This is a genomic window from Pedobacter ghigonis, assembly GCF_903166585.1.
GTDB lineage: Bacteria > Bacteroidota > Bacteroidia > Sphingobacteriales > Sphingobacteriaceae > Pedobacter > Pedobacter ghigonis.
In genome coordinates, this window is the sequence record NZ_CAESCM010000001.1 from 763064 (window position 1) to 780977 (window position 17914).

The window sequence follows — 17914 nt, forward strand, 5'->3', positions numbered from 1 at the left end:
GTTTGAACGACAATTTCTTGGTATCGAAGTAAATGGCGGCAGGCTTTTACTTGAGCAGGATCAGTACCATTGGCCAATGGGGTATCATAAATTTCTAAGAGGCATAAAGGACGCAATACTCGCCTGCAATCCAGCATTCGATATAGATATAGCTATAGCCAAAACTTGGATTATAAGCCTTACCCCCGCAGAAAACAATATAAATAAACAGGAAAGAGACGTTACGAACCCAAAAACCCTGGTGCAAAAGGGACGAAATGTGGTCAGGAGAACTAAATATTATCTACTACGATATGAAAAACTATTTCAAAAAATTATTGCCGATTCTAATTGCAGGATTAATCCCTGTATTATCAAATGCTCAAAAATCATCTTCTATACCAGAATGGGAACGTAAAATCCATAAGGTACTTAGAAATGATAAATCACAATCTGCATTAAAGGATAGCTTAGCCTTATATTCTTTTAACCTTAAGCTAAATATCATCAAAAATGAGACTGGCAAAGCGAGGATAAAACAGATTACAGTAAATGATAATTTGTTTTATAAAATATTCCCTGAATATAAAGATTTCTATTCTATTAATTATAGGGCCCTGATGAAAAACAGAAAAAAAGTTAATCTGATAATCCCTGTTATAATATACAATACATCTCCCACAGCAATTAGCAAATATAATCGGCAAGGGAACGTTGCGCTAATCAATATCGAAACTGCAGCAAATATTCTCAGTAAATCATTTTCTTTTATAAAAGAAGACAAATCGCAAGAATACATTTTTATCGATCCCCGTGTCATCCATGTAATCAATCAAAAGGATAAAGAACCAACTGTGACTAATCATAAACCTTATTAAGTTACGGCGATTATTTAATACATTTTGTAAAGGGAACTACAATTCAAAAGGACTTATTGAAAGCTAAGACCTGGCTTTTTATATTATACTGATCAATCTCTTGAGCGAAAAGACATACATGAAGCAAAAATGTTTTTTAGAAAACCTTAATTGATTATTACGGTGTATGCACAAATGATCCAGCACATTGCTCCTTTCACTAAGACTTGCGCCAGTGAGGAATACGGATTATGAAATAGCGTTGAGCCTTAACTCAACTTAATCTAAACCGATTCATTGATGTCTTTACATTAATTGTATCGAACATTACAGATGATAGCACAATCCAAAATGGTTTGCACTTTTAGAAAACTAACCACCTAAATAATCAATATCATCCTTATTTTTTACTTTCTTAAATGGCATAAACCGGCAGTCCATATTCCATTTATTGCCCACATACTCAAAACCGGCTGTTTGCATCAGCTCCATTACAACTGCCGTTTGCCAGCTACGGGCAATAAAAGGTTTTTCGTGGTAAACAATTTGCGTATAAGCAGTACCGCTGTGCAACTCATCATCATGCGTTAGTGCAACCAGATCATGGTAATGGTGCAATTGCTTTTCCATGTCGTATTTCACGGCACTAAACCAATGCGCATACAAACCATTAAAAACAGGTTCTGCATGATTGCTTATGGCTTTCACAGAACTACAGGGCAATTTGTGAGGTAATCTTAATAGTAAGGGAGCTGCTTTTTCTCTATCCTTTTCAACAGATCGGCCGCAGGCTCCCGTTACTTGCACTTCTTATTTAAAAATCTATCCGCTTGCTTTCATCATTTAATTTTATCGGTTTGAAGCAACATAATTGAATAGTCTGTTAACACACCGCTTTTTAAGCACAGCTTATCTTTCTTTTTCTGATAAACGGCACAATTTCTTTACCCGGCTTAATTCCTGGCTGTGCCCCATATTTTAACTGCTCTGGCGACTGGCCAACCCAGGTACTTTTTCGCCCTTCGATGTGCATAATCCCTGCTTCCGGATCGATAGTCAACATGGTGAATAAGGGATCTTTGTAAGGGCAGGTGCTGGATAGCCACTTATATTTTTGGTGAATTTCTGGCGGGTAACTATCATGTTTATATTCGCTGCCAACCCAGAAATAAGATGCTGAGTTAATGTGAACATAATTTATATTCTTTATAAAAAGCTGGCAATCTATATGGGTATGCCCGTTTATCGCCAACAATATCTTCTCTGAATAGGTACTTAACAGATCCTGAATCTCTGCAGCATTATCTACAGCATATTCTCCAGCTAGTGGTTGATGGCTAACAATAACAACAGGTTTGTTAATTTCTTTAAGTTGCTGTTGCAGCCACAATTTTTGCTCATCGTTAATATAAGCCGGGTAACCACCCTTATGGGTTGGCGAGCCTTTATCGTTTCCATCTAAAACAATAAAACATACCCCGTTAACTTCCCTGGTGTAGTATCTGGCAGGCATTTTAAAGTATTCGAGACATTGCGCTTTGGTATGTCCCGAATCGGTATCATGGTTACCAATTACATGTAAAGCCACAGGGTGTGCATTATTGAATTGATCGATAAGGAATTTATTGCTATCCTTTGGTAAAGCAAAATCGCCCATTTGCATAATTAAATCAGCCTGGTTCTTTTTGGCATGGGCCAAAAAGGCTTGCAGGCGCTCTTCACCGGTAGGTATTAAATCGTGATGCAGATCGGTAATAATCCCAGCTTTAATTGCTTTTGTTTTTGATGGAAACAGACCAAGCACGGTACCCGGAATTTGCAGCACAATACCAGCGGCCGTCATACCGCGGATAAATTGTCTTCTGTTTAATTTTTTTATCATTGCATGTTGTTTAATAAGCGTTGAATAGGGTGTTAAAGAACAGCTAAGCCTCTCTTTATTGATTGGTAGAAATAACATAACTGTAAGCCAATCGGGTATTTCAAAAAAACCGATAGTTCTGAAACTATCGGTTTTTATCTGGACAGTTATTTAACGAAATGGAAAAATATCTGATTTTTGATTTACCAGCCCGGATTCTGTGGTTTCAATGCCGGATTTAATGTTAACTGATTGGTTGGTAATGGCGATAAATAATCTCTATCGATGTTAAACCGGTAACCGGTTGTTAAGGCGGTGTTACTTTTAAACCATTCGATGTAGCCATTGGCATCTTCAGGATATTTGGCCAGTGTACCTGCATCTATAGCTCCGGCAAACTGTGCTTTTTTTGCACCTTTTGGCTTCCAGCCTACGAGTAACTCATCGGCTGCTGCCCAACGGTAAATATCATCCCTCCTGTATCCTTCGCAGGCCAGTTCAACCCTTCTTTCGCGCCTAACTTCATTTATAACGGGACTTAGCATTGGGAAAATCCAATTTGGATCGGTAGCAATTGCTGCAATTACCAACGGTGGCATACCTGCCCTAGTTCTTAGTTTATTAATGGTCAAATCTACATCCGTTTGCGAAAGGGATCCCAACTCTGCTTTGGCTTCGGCTAAATTTAAAAGTGCCTCTGCATATCTGAATAAAATTAAGCCTGTTGTACCCACTTCTGCCACAACTTGCTGTGCGTAATTTGCATTATGCCCTTTATAGAGCTGGTAGCCTGTGGTGTTAGATTGTGTACCGCCTCCCAGCAAAGCCGGAGCATTAAACACAACGTTTGCCTGTCCATTTGGCAGATTGGTAGAAATAAAGTGCTGTCCGTCGTTTACATAAATAGTTTGCTGCAACCTTGGATCTCTGTTTTTGGCTACATTAACCAAAGTATTATCTCCCTGATATAACGTACTTAGCGTTTTAGGTAAACCATCGGCACACAAATAATCATCAACCAGGTTTTTGGTTATTCCCCTTCCTGCCCCGCCATTGCTGTACCTGTGCCAGTTATGAGAAATAACACCAACTTCGTACCTGCGCCATAACATTACCTCGCGGCTACCGGCATAATCGGTTTGGTTAAACAGGTTCCAGTAATTGGTTTGGCTTGCCACAGCATTATCTAAACTATAAACATTAGCAGAAACCAGTGTGCCTGCAACATCTGCGGCCTTTTGAAGAAACTTAGCGCCGTTTGAACCTGCAACACCAAAAGCGGTGCCTGAGTGGTATTTCTCCCAGGTACCTTCAAACAATGCAATCCTCGACAGATAAAGCATAGCAACTTCCTTATTGATGCGCGATGCTTTAGCCGATCCTTTAGATGGCAGATAAGATATGGCCTTATCCAAATCACTTATAATAGAATCGGCAACAATATTTCTAGGCAATCGGGCGGCAAACAAAGTCGGATCATCCAAAGAAAGTATTGGTTTATTGATCCATGGCACTGCACCAAAAGTTTTCAGTTTATCGAAATAGAACTGCGCCCTGAAAAACAATGCTTCGCCAACATATGGTTTTACCAGATCGAATGGTGCATTTACTTTTTGGTAATTGGCTAAGAAATAGTTAACATTTTTTAGCTGGTTCCAGTCCCAGCCACCGCCCGAAGCAGGTACCGTACGATTACCATTTATAGTATTATTTACCTGTTCGGCAATCATATTATCGCTTCCCTGGTCGGCATCATCGGTAAAATTCCCGATTGATCCAAAACCAGTATATGCAGGAAAGGTAGCATAGAAGTTATTGCAATACAACTGTAAATCGTTTGTGGTTTTCCAGTATTCAGCATCACTGATATTTGTAAGTGGTGCCCTATCCAAAAAGTCTTTTTTACATGCCGATAAAATCAGCATTACAATGAATGCCGATAGTATATTTATTTTCTTAAACAATCTCATGTTATTTTTTATTAACCGTGAACTAAAGGGTGAGATTTATACCAAATGAATAAGTGCGTTGCAGCGGATAGATCTTTGCATCACTCAATGAGAGTTCGGGATCCATTGTTTTGATCAAATCAGTAAATGTGGCCAGGTTTTCTACGCTTACGTATAATCGTGCCCGCTTTAAAAATACTTTCGAAGCAATAGACGGAGGCAAAGTATAGCCCAGCTGAACGTTTTTGATGCGCATATAGGCCGCATTTTGTAAGTAACGGGTTGATATCTGATAATTTTTATTTACCTCATCACTCATGTAATATCTGGGGAAATATCCGTTCTGGTTAGCAGGCGACCACCTGTTTGCATGTACTGTAAACGGAGAACTTTGAAATTCGCTGCTTTGGATACCCCAAAAATAATTAGAACCAATAAAAACATCCCGCTTAGCTATCCCTTGTAAAAAAGCACTAAAATCAAATGATTTCCATCCAAACTCAAGGGTAGCACCATATTGATATCTGGGGGTAGAATTACCAATTACGCTTCTATCCCCCATATTTTCGGCCGTATTCGGACCAAGAGTTATCTTGCCATCTCCATCTAAATCTTCGTATTTCACATCACCCGCTTGCCATCTTCCATTCCAGAAGGCTGGTGTAGGAATAGCGGTACCCACATTATCAGTTGTGTAAAGGCCATTAGCCGTATAACCATAAATATTACCCATTACTTCTCCTGTATACCAATCGCTAATTAATCTGTTAGGATTTGGATACTCAGTTACTTTTCCGCGGTAATCAGCCAGAGTAGCTTTAATGCCATAGCTAAAATCACCGATTTTATCGTTCCATTTAACTGAAACCTCAAATCCTTTGGTTTGAATGGCTGCGTTATTTGCTGTAGGTACAGTTGCGCCCAGTACAGTAGGCAGTGGGGCACTCGGCCCTGCAAAGTCTTTTGCTTCGCGTTTGTACCATTCAAATGTAGCATTCAATCTGTTACGGAAAAAGGCAGCATCAAGCCCTACACCATAAGTAGTGGTGGTAACCCAGGTTAAATCGGTATTAACCAATGGCGGTGCTGATACGGATGCTTCCCGTGCAGTTCCAAAAAACCACGAAGTAGACGTTGGCCTGGTAGTTCCTAAGCTCGGATAAAATGGATACCAGTTTGCGCCGTTTACATCTAAAAACTGCTGGTCGGCCTGACTACCATAATTAACCCTCAATTTTAAAGCGTTTACCACTTTCGAAAAGGGCTGCCAGAATTTTTCTCTGTCGATATTCCAACCTGCCGAAATACCAGGATAGAACTTCCATCTCACACCTTCCAAAAACCGCGAAGTGCCATCGTAGCGTCCGTTAATTTCGAGCATATATTTATCCTGATAGGCATAGCTAAACCTTCCGAAAACACCTTCAACTGCCAGTTGCCTTGCGCCATCGCTCGCAGCTGCATTGGCACCATAGGTTAAGCTTAACGATGGGATATTATCAGAATAAAGGTTGGTGTTTGAACCGCTGGTGGTATTGTAATTGGTTAGCTCCTTAACATAACCACCTGTTAATCCTAAATTATGATCGCCAAGCTTCTTTTCATAATTTGCAAAGGCATTAACGATATGGTGGATGGTACGGGTATTGGTAAGTGAGTAAGAATTTGGCGATGTACCGCTTATGGTTCCCAGGTTGTTACTGGGGAGTGTGGTAAAGAGTGTTTTTAAATGAGCCGACTGATTGGAGAAAATTCCATCGAAAGTATAGTTTGCTGTTATTTTTAACCCGTTTAGCGGAGAAATTCTCAATTCGCCGGTAGTTACTACATCATTCCGGTCGTCGATATTTCGTCCACCATTTTTGTGCAAAATAATATCATTTGCCTCATTGTATTCACCTGTTGGGTTGAACAAAGCCAGGTTTGGAAACTTACGTGCAATTTGGTGCATATAGTTACCGCCTGTACGCGCAGAAACGGTATTTGGCGTATTGAAATTGGATCTGGCCAAAGCAGTGCGTAAGCTAAAGCCCAGCCATTTATTAATTTCGTTATTAAAGTTTGCCCTGATGTTGTAGCGTTTATAGCTATCTTCTCCAAAGTTGTACATACCGTTTTTATCATTATAGCCCAAACCGATATAATAATCAGATGAGTTACCACCTCCAGTTACAGATAGGTTATGTTGCTGTGCACTTGAAACATCCTTAAAATATTCTTTAAACCAATCGTGGTTACTATTGGCTTCAAACCAACTTCCCCACCAATCGGTAGTGGTTTTACTGGCAATCGTTTCGGTGCTAAGCGCTCCGGCCTGGTAATCCCTCATCCTTTTTAATACTTCATCATTAAAAGCAACGCCACGTCCGGCATTTGCATAAGCCTCATTGTAGATGTTGGCAAAATCAAGCGAATTCATCATTTTAGGAAGGTTGATGGGCGTTGCAAATGCTAAATTGTTGCTATAAGAAATAGCGGGTGGGCCTTGCTTACCTTTCTTGGTGGTAATTAACAGCACCCCATATGGTGCGCTCGATCCATAAATAGCGGCAGAGGCAGCATCTTTCAGAATCGTTACACTTTCTATATCGCTAGGATTAATAGAGTTAATATCGCCACCCTGTACACCATCAATTACAACAAGCGGACCACCAGATACACCGAGGCCAGTAAAGCCCCTCACATTGATATTCTGAGTGGCATTAGGTGCTCCCCCCGCAGTAGTTGTAGTAATATTCAAACCTGGCATTTGCCCTTGTAAAACCTGGCTTAAACGTGTAGCAGGCCTGTCGTCCAAATCTTTAGCAGTTACCTGATCAATAGAACCAGTTAAATTAACCTTCTTTTTAGTTCCATAGCCCACAACCACCATTTCTTCTAAATCATTGGTATTTTCCTTTAACACGATTGAGATATTTGTTTTGCTCACTTTAACTTCCTGTACTACAAAACCTACCGAACTGATCACAAGAATATCTCCCTGGTTGGCTTCGATTACGAAATTACCAGATATATCTGCGCTGGTAACCTTATTTCCTCCTTTTACCTTAACCGTAGCGCCAGGAACTGGCTGACCTTTTTCATCAATTACCTTTCCGTTTATCTTTTCGGCTGCTACCTGGAAGGGATTAAATAAATTCGGTAATATTTCCCGGCTCTTAATCAGCACAGTTTTATCACTAATCAAATACTCCAGAGACTGGTCTTTAAAACAGATTGCCAGTACCTCTTCAAGCGAAGCATTCTTTACATTTATCGTAACTGATTTGGCTAACTTTAATACCTTCTTATTATAAAAAAAATCGTAGTTACTTTGATTTCTTATCTCATCGATAATCGACGATAAAGGTGCATTAGCTCTATTGAGCGTTATTTTTTGGGCGAATGAGCTCGCACTAACCTGCATTATGGTTACTATCAATAAAAATGTAATTATTTTCATCACCAGCAGAAATTTGTAAAGCGCATGGCGGTTACCACCACACTTTTTATGTAAGTTTAAATTCATAAATTTGAATTGTTGGGTTTCAGTTTAATACTTGGTTTAAATTTTATTCCGGCTTACCGGAATGGGTAAACTCAACATCCGGCCGGAGGTGCGCTAACACCTTTGGCCATTTTTTGGGTTTACCAGATCAGCATCCCTATTTCATTACAATTACCCTCCTTCCGTCGATTTTAAAATGCACATCACCATCAAATTCTATAATTTTCAATAAGGAAGATATATTTTTAGTCCGCGAAACTTTACCTGCGTAAACAATGCCCGGATCGGGCTTAACCTGATATACAATTTCTACATTATACCACCTCGCCACTTTTGCCATGATCGATTCGAGGTTTTCATCAAATTTGAAGTAACCGTTTTTCCATGCCACTACATCTTCTACATCAATGTTTTTGGTGACCGTAATTTTACCACTACCAACCTGCGCCTGTTCGCCCGGAACCAGTAATTTGCTCTCTTTTCCTTCGTAAACCTTTACCGAGCCTTCCATCAGTGTTGTTTTAATGAGCTGCTCATCTGCATAGGCCATAACATTGAAATGTGTGCCCAATACTTCTACGGTTTGTTGCCCGCTTTGCACTTTAAATGGCATTTTGGAATTGTGCGCCACTTCGAAATAGGCCTCGCCCGAGATTTTTACATTTCTTTCCTTCCCGCTAAAATGTAGCGGATAGGTAATGCTCGACAGTGCATTGAGCCAAACTTTGGAACGGTCGGGAAGAATTACCTGCCACTGGCCTCCAACCGGCACTTCTATGGTATTAAATTCGGCTTTACCGCTAACTGCTGTATTTGCAACACTTTCGTAAACCAACTGGCCATTATCGGTTTTAGAAATTCTGATTCCGGATTGACTGGCAATCTCGCCATTGCTTAAATTGGCTAAACTTATTCTTTTACCGTTGGCAAGTGTTAGGGTTGCCTTGTTGTTTCCGGGAGCAATATCATTTACGATAACCAGATTATGCTCTGCTTTACTTTTTCTGGCCGGCTTAAAATAGAATGCAACCCCTATTGCAAACAGCAGACTTGCAGCAATGGCATAGGGTTTTAATTTTTTATAGGGACTAATTTTGATAACCTTTGCTTCCTGATGTATGCTGGTATTGATGCGTTGCAATATCTTTTGTTTAGCTTCAAAGCGCTCATCAGATGGCATCATATCCGTATATCCGCTGTTCGATGCCTGGTTTTCATACCAAAGATCTATTTCGCGGATTTCGGCTGCTGTTGCTTCTCCGTTCTTAAACTTCGTTAATAATTCAAGCAGGTGCTGATCAAACTCTTTCGGGCTCATATTAATGTACTCGAAGCACAGGCAAAAAGGTTCTACTCCAAATTAAAATAATACACAACAAACTGAATTACAGCAATATATTTTTCCCTAGTCAGTCTATCTTGAAAAAAGAAACAGGAAGGTAGCGATTAAGAAGGTTTTACTGCCTTTAAGCTCTTCTCTGAGGAAAAGCATTGCTTTGTGAAGGTGTTTTTTTACTGTACTAACCGAAATGGCAGCCCTTTCGGCAATTTCTCTATGCGATAGTTCTTCAAAGCGGAACATGATAAATACTTCGCGGCATTTTTCAGGTAATTTTCTGCACAATGAAAGTATACTGTGATTAAATTCTTTAATATCCAATTGATCTTCAGGGCTGGCAGCATAAAGCCCAGTTTCAGCAACCAGATTATCGATATGCCTGTAGTGTAACTGTTGTAGGCGATAGGTATCTATAACTTTAAATTTGAGTGCCGTTTTAAGATAAGCTTCCAAAGTCGATTTTGGATCTATATCTGTACGGCGAAAATAGAGGTTAACAAATATTTCCTGAACTACTTCTTCTGCATCTTCGCGCGAACGCAGTCGCTGATAAGCCGAATTTAACAGCATTTCCCAATAGCGCTGATAAATTTCTACAAATGCCTCCTCGTTACCCTGCTTTAGCAGGATAATTAAATCGGCATCGGTAAGTTTATCAAAGTTTTTCATTGAATTAAATTGGCTGCTTAAATTGTTTTTTCTGTCGGGTATATATATACACTATAATTATTTGGAAAATCAGCTATAGAACTCGATCGAATGGGGTATACGGAATATTGGTTAGTGCATTATTAAAAATTTGCATTGCTCATAAAGCATTTGATTGGGATGAATAGATTAAAATTAGTAAAATATTTTTTGTTTAGCAAAACTAAACTTTGTTTATTTACATAAAAATAATTATGTGTTAACTTTTGGTTATCAGCTGGCTGATACTTCTTCAGCTTCCAGCCATAACCAATTGAAATCCTTTGGTAATGAGCAATAGTCAAATGAACAACATTTCTACCCTTCCTTTTTCGGTTAATGGCAAAACCTATAATCCACCTGCACAACCAGTTGTGGTGATTTGTATGGATGGTTCGGCAGATGAATACCTGAACAGCGCCATGGCCCATGAAAGGATGCCTAACCTTAAAAAGATGGTGGCACAGGGCTACAGAGGTGTGGTACGTGGTGCGCTACCCTCATTTACCAACGTAAACAATACCTCGATTGTTACCGGCTTAAGTCCTGCTGAACACGGCATATGTGGCAACTACTTTTATAATGCCGACAACAATGAAGAAGTAATGATGAACTCGTCGGCCTACCTCAGGGCCGATACTTTACTCGCCGCAGCAGCAAGTGCCGGGCGTAAGGTTGCAGTGGTTACGGCCAAAGAGAAGCTCAGGGATATTTTATCGTATAAACTAAGCGGTATTGCATTCTCTGCCGAAAAGGCTAATCAGACCAAACAGGATACGCATGGCATCGAAAATGCAGAACAGCTGGTTGGATATAAAACGCCTGCTATTTACAGCGCCGAGGCAAGTTTGTTTGTACTTCGGGCTGGGGTTGCGCTAATAGCAAATGGCATGGCCGATTTTTTATACCTATCGCTAACCGATTACATGCAACATACTTACGCGCCTGATACTGAACAATCATTAGCTTTTTACCAAGCCCAGGATGTTGAACTGGGAAAAATGCTCAAACTCGGCGCTATAATTGCCGCTACTGCTGATCATGGTATGAATGCGAAAGTTAAAGCAGATGGATCGCCCAATGTGTTGTTTATTGAAACCATGCTTACTGCAAAATTTGGAAGTGATTTTAGGGTAATTTGCCCAATAACCGATCCTTATGTAAAACACCATGGGGCACTGGGCTCTTATGCCGTTATTTACGTAGACGACAAAAGTAAAATAACCGAAGTAAGAAACTGGCTGGCCCTGCAAAAGGGCATTACCGAGGCATACGATAAAGAAGCGGGCTGCCGTATACTCGAACAACCTGCCGATCGTACGGGTGATCTTTTTGTATTGTCAGCGCGAGATGTGGTGGTAGGAAAAACAGCGGCCCACCACGACCTTACTGCCTTAGACGGAACATTACGCTCGCATGGCGGCAGATATGAGGAAATGGTACCAATGGTTATTTCGCATCCCTTAAACGCCGTTTACAAAATGAAAGCACAAGGCGATCCCCGCAATTTCGATATATTCGATTTTGCCATTAATGGTACGCATGCAGAAAAACCGCTGTAACTGCCAGTATTTAGTTTTTATTCCCCCAGTAGTTGTTTCGTCCATCCTGGCTAACGGCACCGGCTTTTAACAATAGTGCAGCCTCGTTTTTGCAGAGCACAACTTCTTCATTTTTCTTCAGCTGAACTGAATAAAGGCCGTTCCCCAAATCCTTTAGTTGAGCTTTACCCTTTACCAGTACTTTTCCGTTTATGCCGGGCTGGATAATACAAGGTTCGCCGGCCAGACTCTTTATCCGCACCCATTTTGTTTCACCATCTTTCCTTACAGCGCTAATTAAAAATGCGCCTTCGGCTCTTAAATTTTCGAACGACAAGTCCGTCCAGGCAGCCGGAACAGCAGGGAATACCCTGATCTTATCGCCCCAGCTTTGCAACAGTAATTCTTGTATAGAAGTAGCTGCTGCAAGCGGTGTTTCAATTACAGGGCCTGATTCTAAATACAAGGTATTTGGTTTAATAAACTGATCAAACAGCTGATTCAAATAAGCTAAAGCTTTATCGCCGTTCCCCATCATGGCGTACATCGACGCACCACCGGTAAACGAATATCCCTGCAAGGCACCTTTGAAACTGTGCCAGTGCGTTAACGATTGTGTGATCAATTGACGGCTTTCGGGCTGATCCCAATTCATGGTGTACAGCGGGTAAATCATCAGCAGGTGTGAATAATGCCTGTGCGACTGCCCGAATGGCACATCGCGACCGATACGCAAACCATTTTCATCTTTAGGGTAAGGGGTTATGTTGGTTAAAACGTCTTTCCACTTCATGGCAAGCTCATCCTTAGGGTTAATGGCCAGCAAGGTTTGGCAACCCCAGCGCAGCAGAGACAGGTCGTAATTGCAATCGCGGGTAATCCCTCCCGGATATTCGGGCGAATAGGTTCGCGGCAGATGCCATTTACCGTCTTCTTCTTTCACCATTACATCCAGGTAGTAATTGATACTTCCTTTCAGCAAGGGAAAAAGCCTTGCTTTAATGCTTTCATCCATCGTATAGCGATACTGCAACCAATAATAATACAGGCACCAGGTAAGGTTTCCCATTTCGAGATCGGCCTCTGCTACTCCGGCATCGTTAGCCCCTGTAACTTTTACCGGGCTGAACAAATCGGCTGCACCCGTGCGCCCTAAAGCCAGTGCATTGTATTGATAGGCAGCAGGCACATTCTTACTTAGGTTTGCTTTACCATTATCAATCAGCTTTACAAGCCCTCCGGCTAAATTAAGTCTGTTGGCTGCATAAAGCGGCGAATAGGTTAACTGGATATTGAGGTTAAACCAGTAAGCCGGCCATGGTGTATCACGAAACCAGGGGCCCATTAAATCCAATGCCGGTTTTCCGGCTCTTGTACCTGAAGCCAGTTTATATTGTTGTATCCAATAAAAGCTTTCCATTCTCGCATCGGGCAGCGATATAAAACTATGCGGATAATAGCTATGCCACCATTGCCTGTGTACATTGATTAATTGTTGCAGGTTATCTTTTGCTGCCTTACTTACCAGTTGCACCGCTTGAGTAGCGGCAGATTGTTTTCTGTTAATGGCAACTGACAGGAAATAGATCCTGCTGTTCGCTCTCTGATTTGCCACCCAGGCAGTAGTATAATCGCCGCCGGCAAGCATAGGCTGTTTGCTGTATTCAACGGCTCCTGTATTTGCACGCACAGCAGGTGGGTTAGCTGAATATCCTTCGGGAATACCCCTGTATTTTGTACGGCTACTAATGGAAACTTCGGGGTAAAACTGCCACTGAAATTTTGCTTCGCCTGCACTCACATTGGTTTCGAAAACAATTACATTGCTTTGTGAAAGTGTAAGGGTTCGCCAGCTGATGGTTCCTTTATCGGTTACTATTGTACCACTGGCTTCGGCATTCCATAAATCAAGCCTTGCGCTGTTCTTTAAAATCTTCCCTTCCGGCCTGAGTTCAAAATGTCCGATAGGTAAACGTGCCTTTTCAAATATGGGCGAGCCTGGCCTATCGTCTGTTACATCGGTACGGCCAACCTCCAGACGCAGGGCATTGCTATCTTTCATGTACAGCATAGCGCCAAGTAAACCATTGCCGGTAAAAATGCCTTCTTCCCATTTAGTGCTTAGGCTGTTATAAACCATATCGTTCCTGGAAAGAAATTTCTGCCAGTTTATAGCAGTGTTGGTTTGTGCAAAGCCGGTTTGAAACAGGAGTGCAAATAGCATGAACAGCACGCAATGCTTTAATTTTTTCATTGATTATTTTTAAGGATTGATGCGTACTGCATCTTTAAATTCTAAACGTCCGCCGTAGCCCCAGTTTTCTTTGCTGAGGTCGCAAAAATCGCCGTATAACTGCATATCGCGATAAAGCAAATTCTTTAGCGACTTTACCGTTGCCTGTTTATCAGCCTTATTGGCAAGATTATTCATTTCCAAAGGATCTTTTGCCAGATCGAAAAGCTGTACGGGATGATTCCCGTTAACATTATACAGTATGAGCTTCATATTGTCTTTTACTACAGCACGCTGGAGGTTCGAATAGGTAGTAAATAAATGGTCGCGGCCATGAAATTTCTTCTGGGTAAAGGCTTCATTTAATGAAAGGCCGCTTACGGTTGCAGGAACCGGGAGTTTGTTCAGCTTGCAAAGTGTAGCAAAAACATCTGTTAAATAGCAGTAGGCATCGGTTTGTTTGTTAACCGGAATACCCGGACCACTAAAAATAAGCGGTATGCGCATGGAGTGATCGTAAAGATTTTGTTTGCCCAATAACCCATGCTGCCCTACAGCCAGGCCATTATCGCCGGCAAGCACAATAATCGTGTTTTCATATTGGCCGCTTTTACGAAGTGCTGCTAATATTCTCCCGATCTCGTTGTCTACTTCCGTGATCATAGCATAATACTTGGCTATTTCGGCCTTCACACAATCGGAGTTGCGGGGAGTTACCAATAGCTGCTCATCGCGCACTTTTAACTCTCCGTTATCAAATGTATGTTCGGAAAGAAAATTACCTGGTAAGGCAATTTCTTTTTTATTATACAGGGAAAGGTATTTTTCAGGCGGGGTTCTCGGATCATGCGGTGCTGTAAATGCCACATACATGAGAAAAGGTGCATTGTGTGGCTGCTCCAGAAAACTAACTGCAGCATCTGCATAGCTTTCGGAAGAAAATTTATTGGCGTGGAAACTATTTTTATATTGGCCAGTGGGATCGTAATGGTTTATTTTAGGGCTCCAGTGCCCGCCTTCCTTTTCGGTGTGCATGCCACCAAAAAATATATGATCTCCTGTTGAAAAGGAACGGTTAAAAGATAAATAATCGCTGTGCCATTTACCGGTTGCAAAGGTGCGGTAACCATTCTCCTTAAATACTTCTGGAAATGTTTTCTCGCTGGCGGGTATATAACCTCCATCCTGATGCACTTTAAATACCGACCTTCCGGTAAGTAACATGGCTCTGCTGGGTGCGCAAACAGCCCCGCCTAATGAGCCCATGATATGTGCCTGGGTAAAGGTAGTTCCACTTTTTACCAGCTTATCAGTATTGGGCGTTTGTATTTCGCTATTATTAAGTGCAGCAATCGTATTGAAACGCTGATCGTCTGTTAAAATGAAAAGAACGTTATGAGGTTTTAGCTGTTGCTGTGCACTAACTGCCAGCGATATAAAAAGCAGACAGGTAAAAAGTGGTTTAACAATAAAAGCCTTCATTTTTTAAGGATGGTAATAATACTTGGTTTATTGTAAATATACCGGTGTTTTCCTTTTTAATATTCAATCATTTAAGCAAACAATTGCGCAATTTTAACAACGCTAAACTGTATCACCATACCGCAATAGCAAGCCACTTAAGCCATGAAATAAACTAAGCTGGATTAAGGATATACTTTTAGAAAATCTCCCACACTTATTTTAACCTGTAGTTATCACCCTGATCCGATAAGTTATGGGTTTATTTCAGCGCAGCTTAATTAATGAGGCGCCGAAACAAGTTCAGCATGACGATTGAGTGAAGCAAGGAGAATTAGTTTTTAATTCCCTTTGCTAAATAATCCTGGTCGCTAACGGCCTCCAGCCAAACTGTTGGACCTTTCTCACGTCCGGTAATGGCAAGCTGAACAAATGCTGTATCGGCACTGGCCCCGTGCCAATGGGCAATCTCCCTTAAATGCCCTTATATGTCTTATATGGCAAAAAATTAAGCGCAACAATCTAAAACGGATAAACCTTGTGGTTAACATTAAGCTCGCAGCCAACTGGTAAAGAGACATAAAGCTCCTGCAGTTTTTCTTCATTGAGTTCATCATCATCCAGCAAGAGGAATTTTAAGCTCTTAAACTTAAGTGGGGCTGCGATCAGCTCATCTACACCAATACTGGTTCCGCCGAGGTGTAGCAACTCAAGGTCTTTAATCTGCTGCAAATCTTCCAGACAGCCCGCATCGATATTAGCACACTTTTTAAGCCTGAGTTCATTAACAGCATCCAAAGTGCATAACAAGGCTATCGCTGCATTGGTAATTTCAGTACCATCCAGATCAAGCTGGTAAATGCTGCGCACATATTCGATCATCCACCCAATTTCTTCATCATCTACGTGGTAGCGCCTAAAATTGGCCCGTTCGAGGCGTGCCGGTACTTCGTTAATGTGACCGGGAATATTGAAATAAAAGAAATTATACCAAAACTCTTCTTCCTTTAATTTGGTAGCTTTTTTCTTCCGCATCGTTTTTTAATTTAATCTGCTGTTTAAAAATGATGGGTATCTGCTATTTTCATACCCAGGTTTTAGTCTTAGTATGGCCAGGTTACGTATAGGGGCTTAGGCATCCAGGGGTATTTAATCACTGAAAATGAAAAGGGCGATTGATTCAGCAATAAATCGTAGGGGCGCTTTTCTATAACCAGCTCCCATTGTGCTTCCCGCTCAGTTAACAAACCATCGCGCGCGAGCCAGTTACCCCTGAAACCATCAATTGAACTGCTGCCAATAGCCGACCAATAACCAATCATTGCCTGGAGCAGACCGTTAACCAACTGTATCTGATCTTCGGAAATATCAATTTCTTCAGGTACCGGTTGTGCCAGTGGCAAACCACAAAGCACTTTATTGAGTTGAAGCATGATTTCGGGAGTGGCAGATAAGCCAGTAACCGCAAATTCTGCATACTGCACCGCCTTACACTGACTGGTAAGACCGGCGAAAACCTTGTTTTCGGTTAGCAAGCCAAGCCTTTCAAAAAGCATGGGCAAATAATTGTTCAGCAAGACTATTCCTGCATTTTTTACGACTAGGGTTTCGGGCGTTAATGACATCTGTGGAGCTAAATTACAGACCTGATTGATCTGCATTAAAAATAAGGAAACTTCTGACTAATTTATCAAATCGGAACGCTCCTTTTTCCGACGATTTCGTTTAAGGCCAACGCTTGCACTTAAATTTGGCTTTTTACACTATTTCTTCGGAGTTTGTTCGGATTAACTTCGGAACTTAGCCGCAATTAAGCGACCAAACTCCGTTCAAATTCCGTAAATGTTATGGCATTAATCGAATGAAAAGAGCCAGCGCGGGTTACCGTTTTGGCAGCAATTCAAAAAGCTGGGAAATTAAAATTAGCATGGGCTATATTTACTTCGCCATCTGCCTGCGCAACTCAGCTTCTTTAGCTGCATTCCAGTAACCACAATCTAATCTGATAAAGGTTGAACTATACGGCACAGTTTCGTTGGTTTTAATCACCAGAACCTTAAAAAGTCCTGCCTCGCGGTCGAGCTGCTTAAAAACAGAGTCGTGCAGCATGGTGTTAACGGCTGTTCCCTTTAGTATGGCCTGCGTTGCTTTAATTAACTGATCGGCCTTTGCACCTACCAGTGGTTTCACATAATCCAGCTCACTATCGCGGTAAATTATGGGCGACACGTGATCGGAAGATTTGATCCCTGAAATTACCTCCCTCAATACGGCTTCCATGCCTTCGGGAGCGTAAATATATTCCATCCCTGCAGATTGTTGCAAGGGAAAAGCCTTATCTACAACCAGAATCCAGTTCCGGTGTCCCAGCAACGGGAGTTTCTTTTTAAACTCAGTTTTCCAGCTTGCAGTGCCTTCGTTTCTATCACCTTGCGGTGTACGGGTACATGCCGACAGCCAGATGGCACAGCTAAGCAAGCCCAATAAAGCCAACTGTTTTATTTTGTTACGCTTATTCAT

The 17914-nt window shown here is 41.4% G+C and carries 13 protein-coding genes; 2 read left to right on the forward strand and 11 right to left on the reverse strand.

The genetic code is table 11. From position 1 onward, the window contains the following. Nucleotides 1–293 precede the first annotated feature (293 nt). Nucleotides 294–857, forward strand: coding sequence for a hypothetical protein (locus HWV58_RS02990; RefSeq protein WP_175632635.1), 564 nt, complete (start codon nt 294–296; stop codon nt 855–857). Nucleotides 858–1208: 351 nt separating this feature from the next. On the opposite strand, the gene HWV58_RS02995 is transcribed toward HWV58_RS02990, so the two are convergent. From HWV58_RS02995 to HWV58_RS03020, 6 genes are all read right to left on the reverse strand, one after another. After that, nucleotides 1209–1544 carry a hypothetical protein gene (locus tag HWV58_RS02995; RefSeq protein ID WP_175632636.1) on the reverse strand — a complete coding sequence of 112 codons (336 nt, stop codon included), beginning with the start codon at nt 1542–1544 and terminating at the stop codon, nt 1209–1211. A gap of 190 nt (nt 1545–1734) precedes the next feature. Beyond that, the gene (locus HWV58_RS03000) at nt 1735–2718 is read right to left on the reverse strand and encodes a metallophosphoesterase family protein (RefSeq protein ID WP_175632637.1); all 984 of its coding nucleotides are present in this window, start codon (nt 2716–2718) and stop codon (nt 1735–1737) included. 182 nt (nt 2719–2900) lie between these two features. After that, on the reverse strand, nt 2901–4667 hold the full coding sequence (locus HWV58_RS03005) for a RagB/SusD family nutrient uptake outer membrane protein (protein WP_175632638.1): 1767 nt from the start codon (nt 4665–4667) through the stop codon (nt 2901–2903). Between the two features lie 22 nt (nt 4668–4689). Then, nucleotides 4690–8154: a TonB-dependent receptor gene (locus HWV58_RS03010; RefSeq protein WP_175632639.1), complete on the reverse strand. Its 3465-nt coding sequence runs from the start codon at nt 8152–8154 to the stop codon at nt 4690–4692. Between the two features lie 136 nt (nt 8155–8290). After that, on the reverse strand, nt 8291–9451 hold the full coding sequence (locus tag HWV58_RS03015; RefSeq protein ID WP_175632640.1) for a FecR family protein: 1161 nt from the start codon (nt 9449–9451) through the stop codon (nt 8291–8293). Nucleotides 9452–9547: 96 nt separating this feature from the next. After that, nucleotides 9548–10141: an RNA polymerase sigma factor gene (locus tag HWV58_RS03020; RefSeq protein WP_175632641.1), complete on the reverse strand. Its 594-nt coding sequence runs from the start codon at nt 10139–10141 to the stop codon at nt 9548–9550. Nucleotides 10142–10449: 308 nt separating this feature from the next. On the opposite strand from HWV58_RS03020, the gene phnA reads away from it, so the two are divergent. Next, entirely contained in the window at nt 10450–11721 is a 1272-nt protein-coding gene (phnA, locus tag HWV58_RS03025) for a phosphonoacetate hydrolase (protein ID WP_217706935.1), read from the forward strand. Between the two features lie 10 nt (nt 11722–11731). Here phnA and HWV58_RS03030 read toward each other — a convergent pair whose 3' ends face one another. The 5 genes from HWV58_RS03030 to HWV58_RS03050 form a co-directional block, all read right to left on the reverse strand. Further along, nucleotides 11732–13954, reverse strand: coding sequence for a glycosyl hydrolase family 95 catalytic domain-containing protein (locus HWV58_RS03030; protein WP_175632642.1), 2223 nt, complete (start codon nt 13952–13954; stop codon nt 11732–11734). A gap of 9 nt (nt 13955–13963) precedes the next feature. Next, nucleotides 13964–15415 (reverse strand): sulfatase-like hydrolase/transferase, encoded by a 1452-nt coding sequence (locus HWV58_RS03035; RefSeq protein ID WP_175632643.1) that lies wholly within the window; start codon nt 15413–15415, stop codon nt 13964–13966. Nucleotides 15416–15916: 501 nt separating this feature from the next. Then, nucleotides 15917–16429 carry a leucine-rich repeat domain-containing protein gene (locus tag HWV58_RS03040; RefSeq protein ID WP_175632644.1) on the reverse strand — a complete coding sequence of 171 codons (513 nt, stop codon included), beginning with the start codon at nt 16427–16429 and terminating at the stop codon, nt 15917–15919. Between the two features lie 68 nt (nt 16430–16497). Next, entirely contained in the window at nt 16498–17019 is a 522-nt protein-coding gene (locus HWV58_RS03045; protein ID WP_175632645.1) for a contractile injection system tape measure protein, read from the reverse strand. A 313-nt stretch (nt 17020–17332) separates the two neighbouring features. After that, nucleotides 17333–17914: a hypothetical protein gene (locus HWV58_RS03050; RefSeq protein WP_175632646.1), complete on the reverse strand. Its 582-nt coding sequence runs from the start codon at nt 17912–17914 to the stop codon at nt 17333–17335.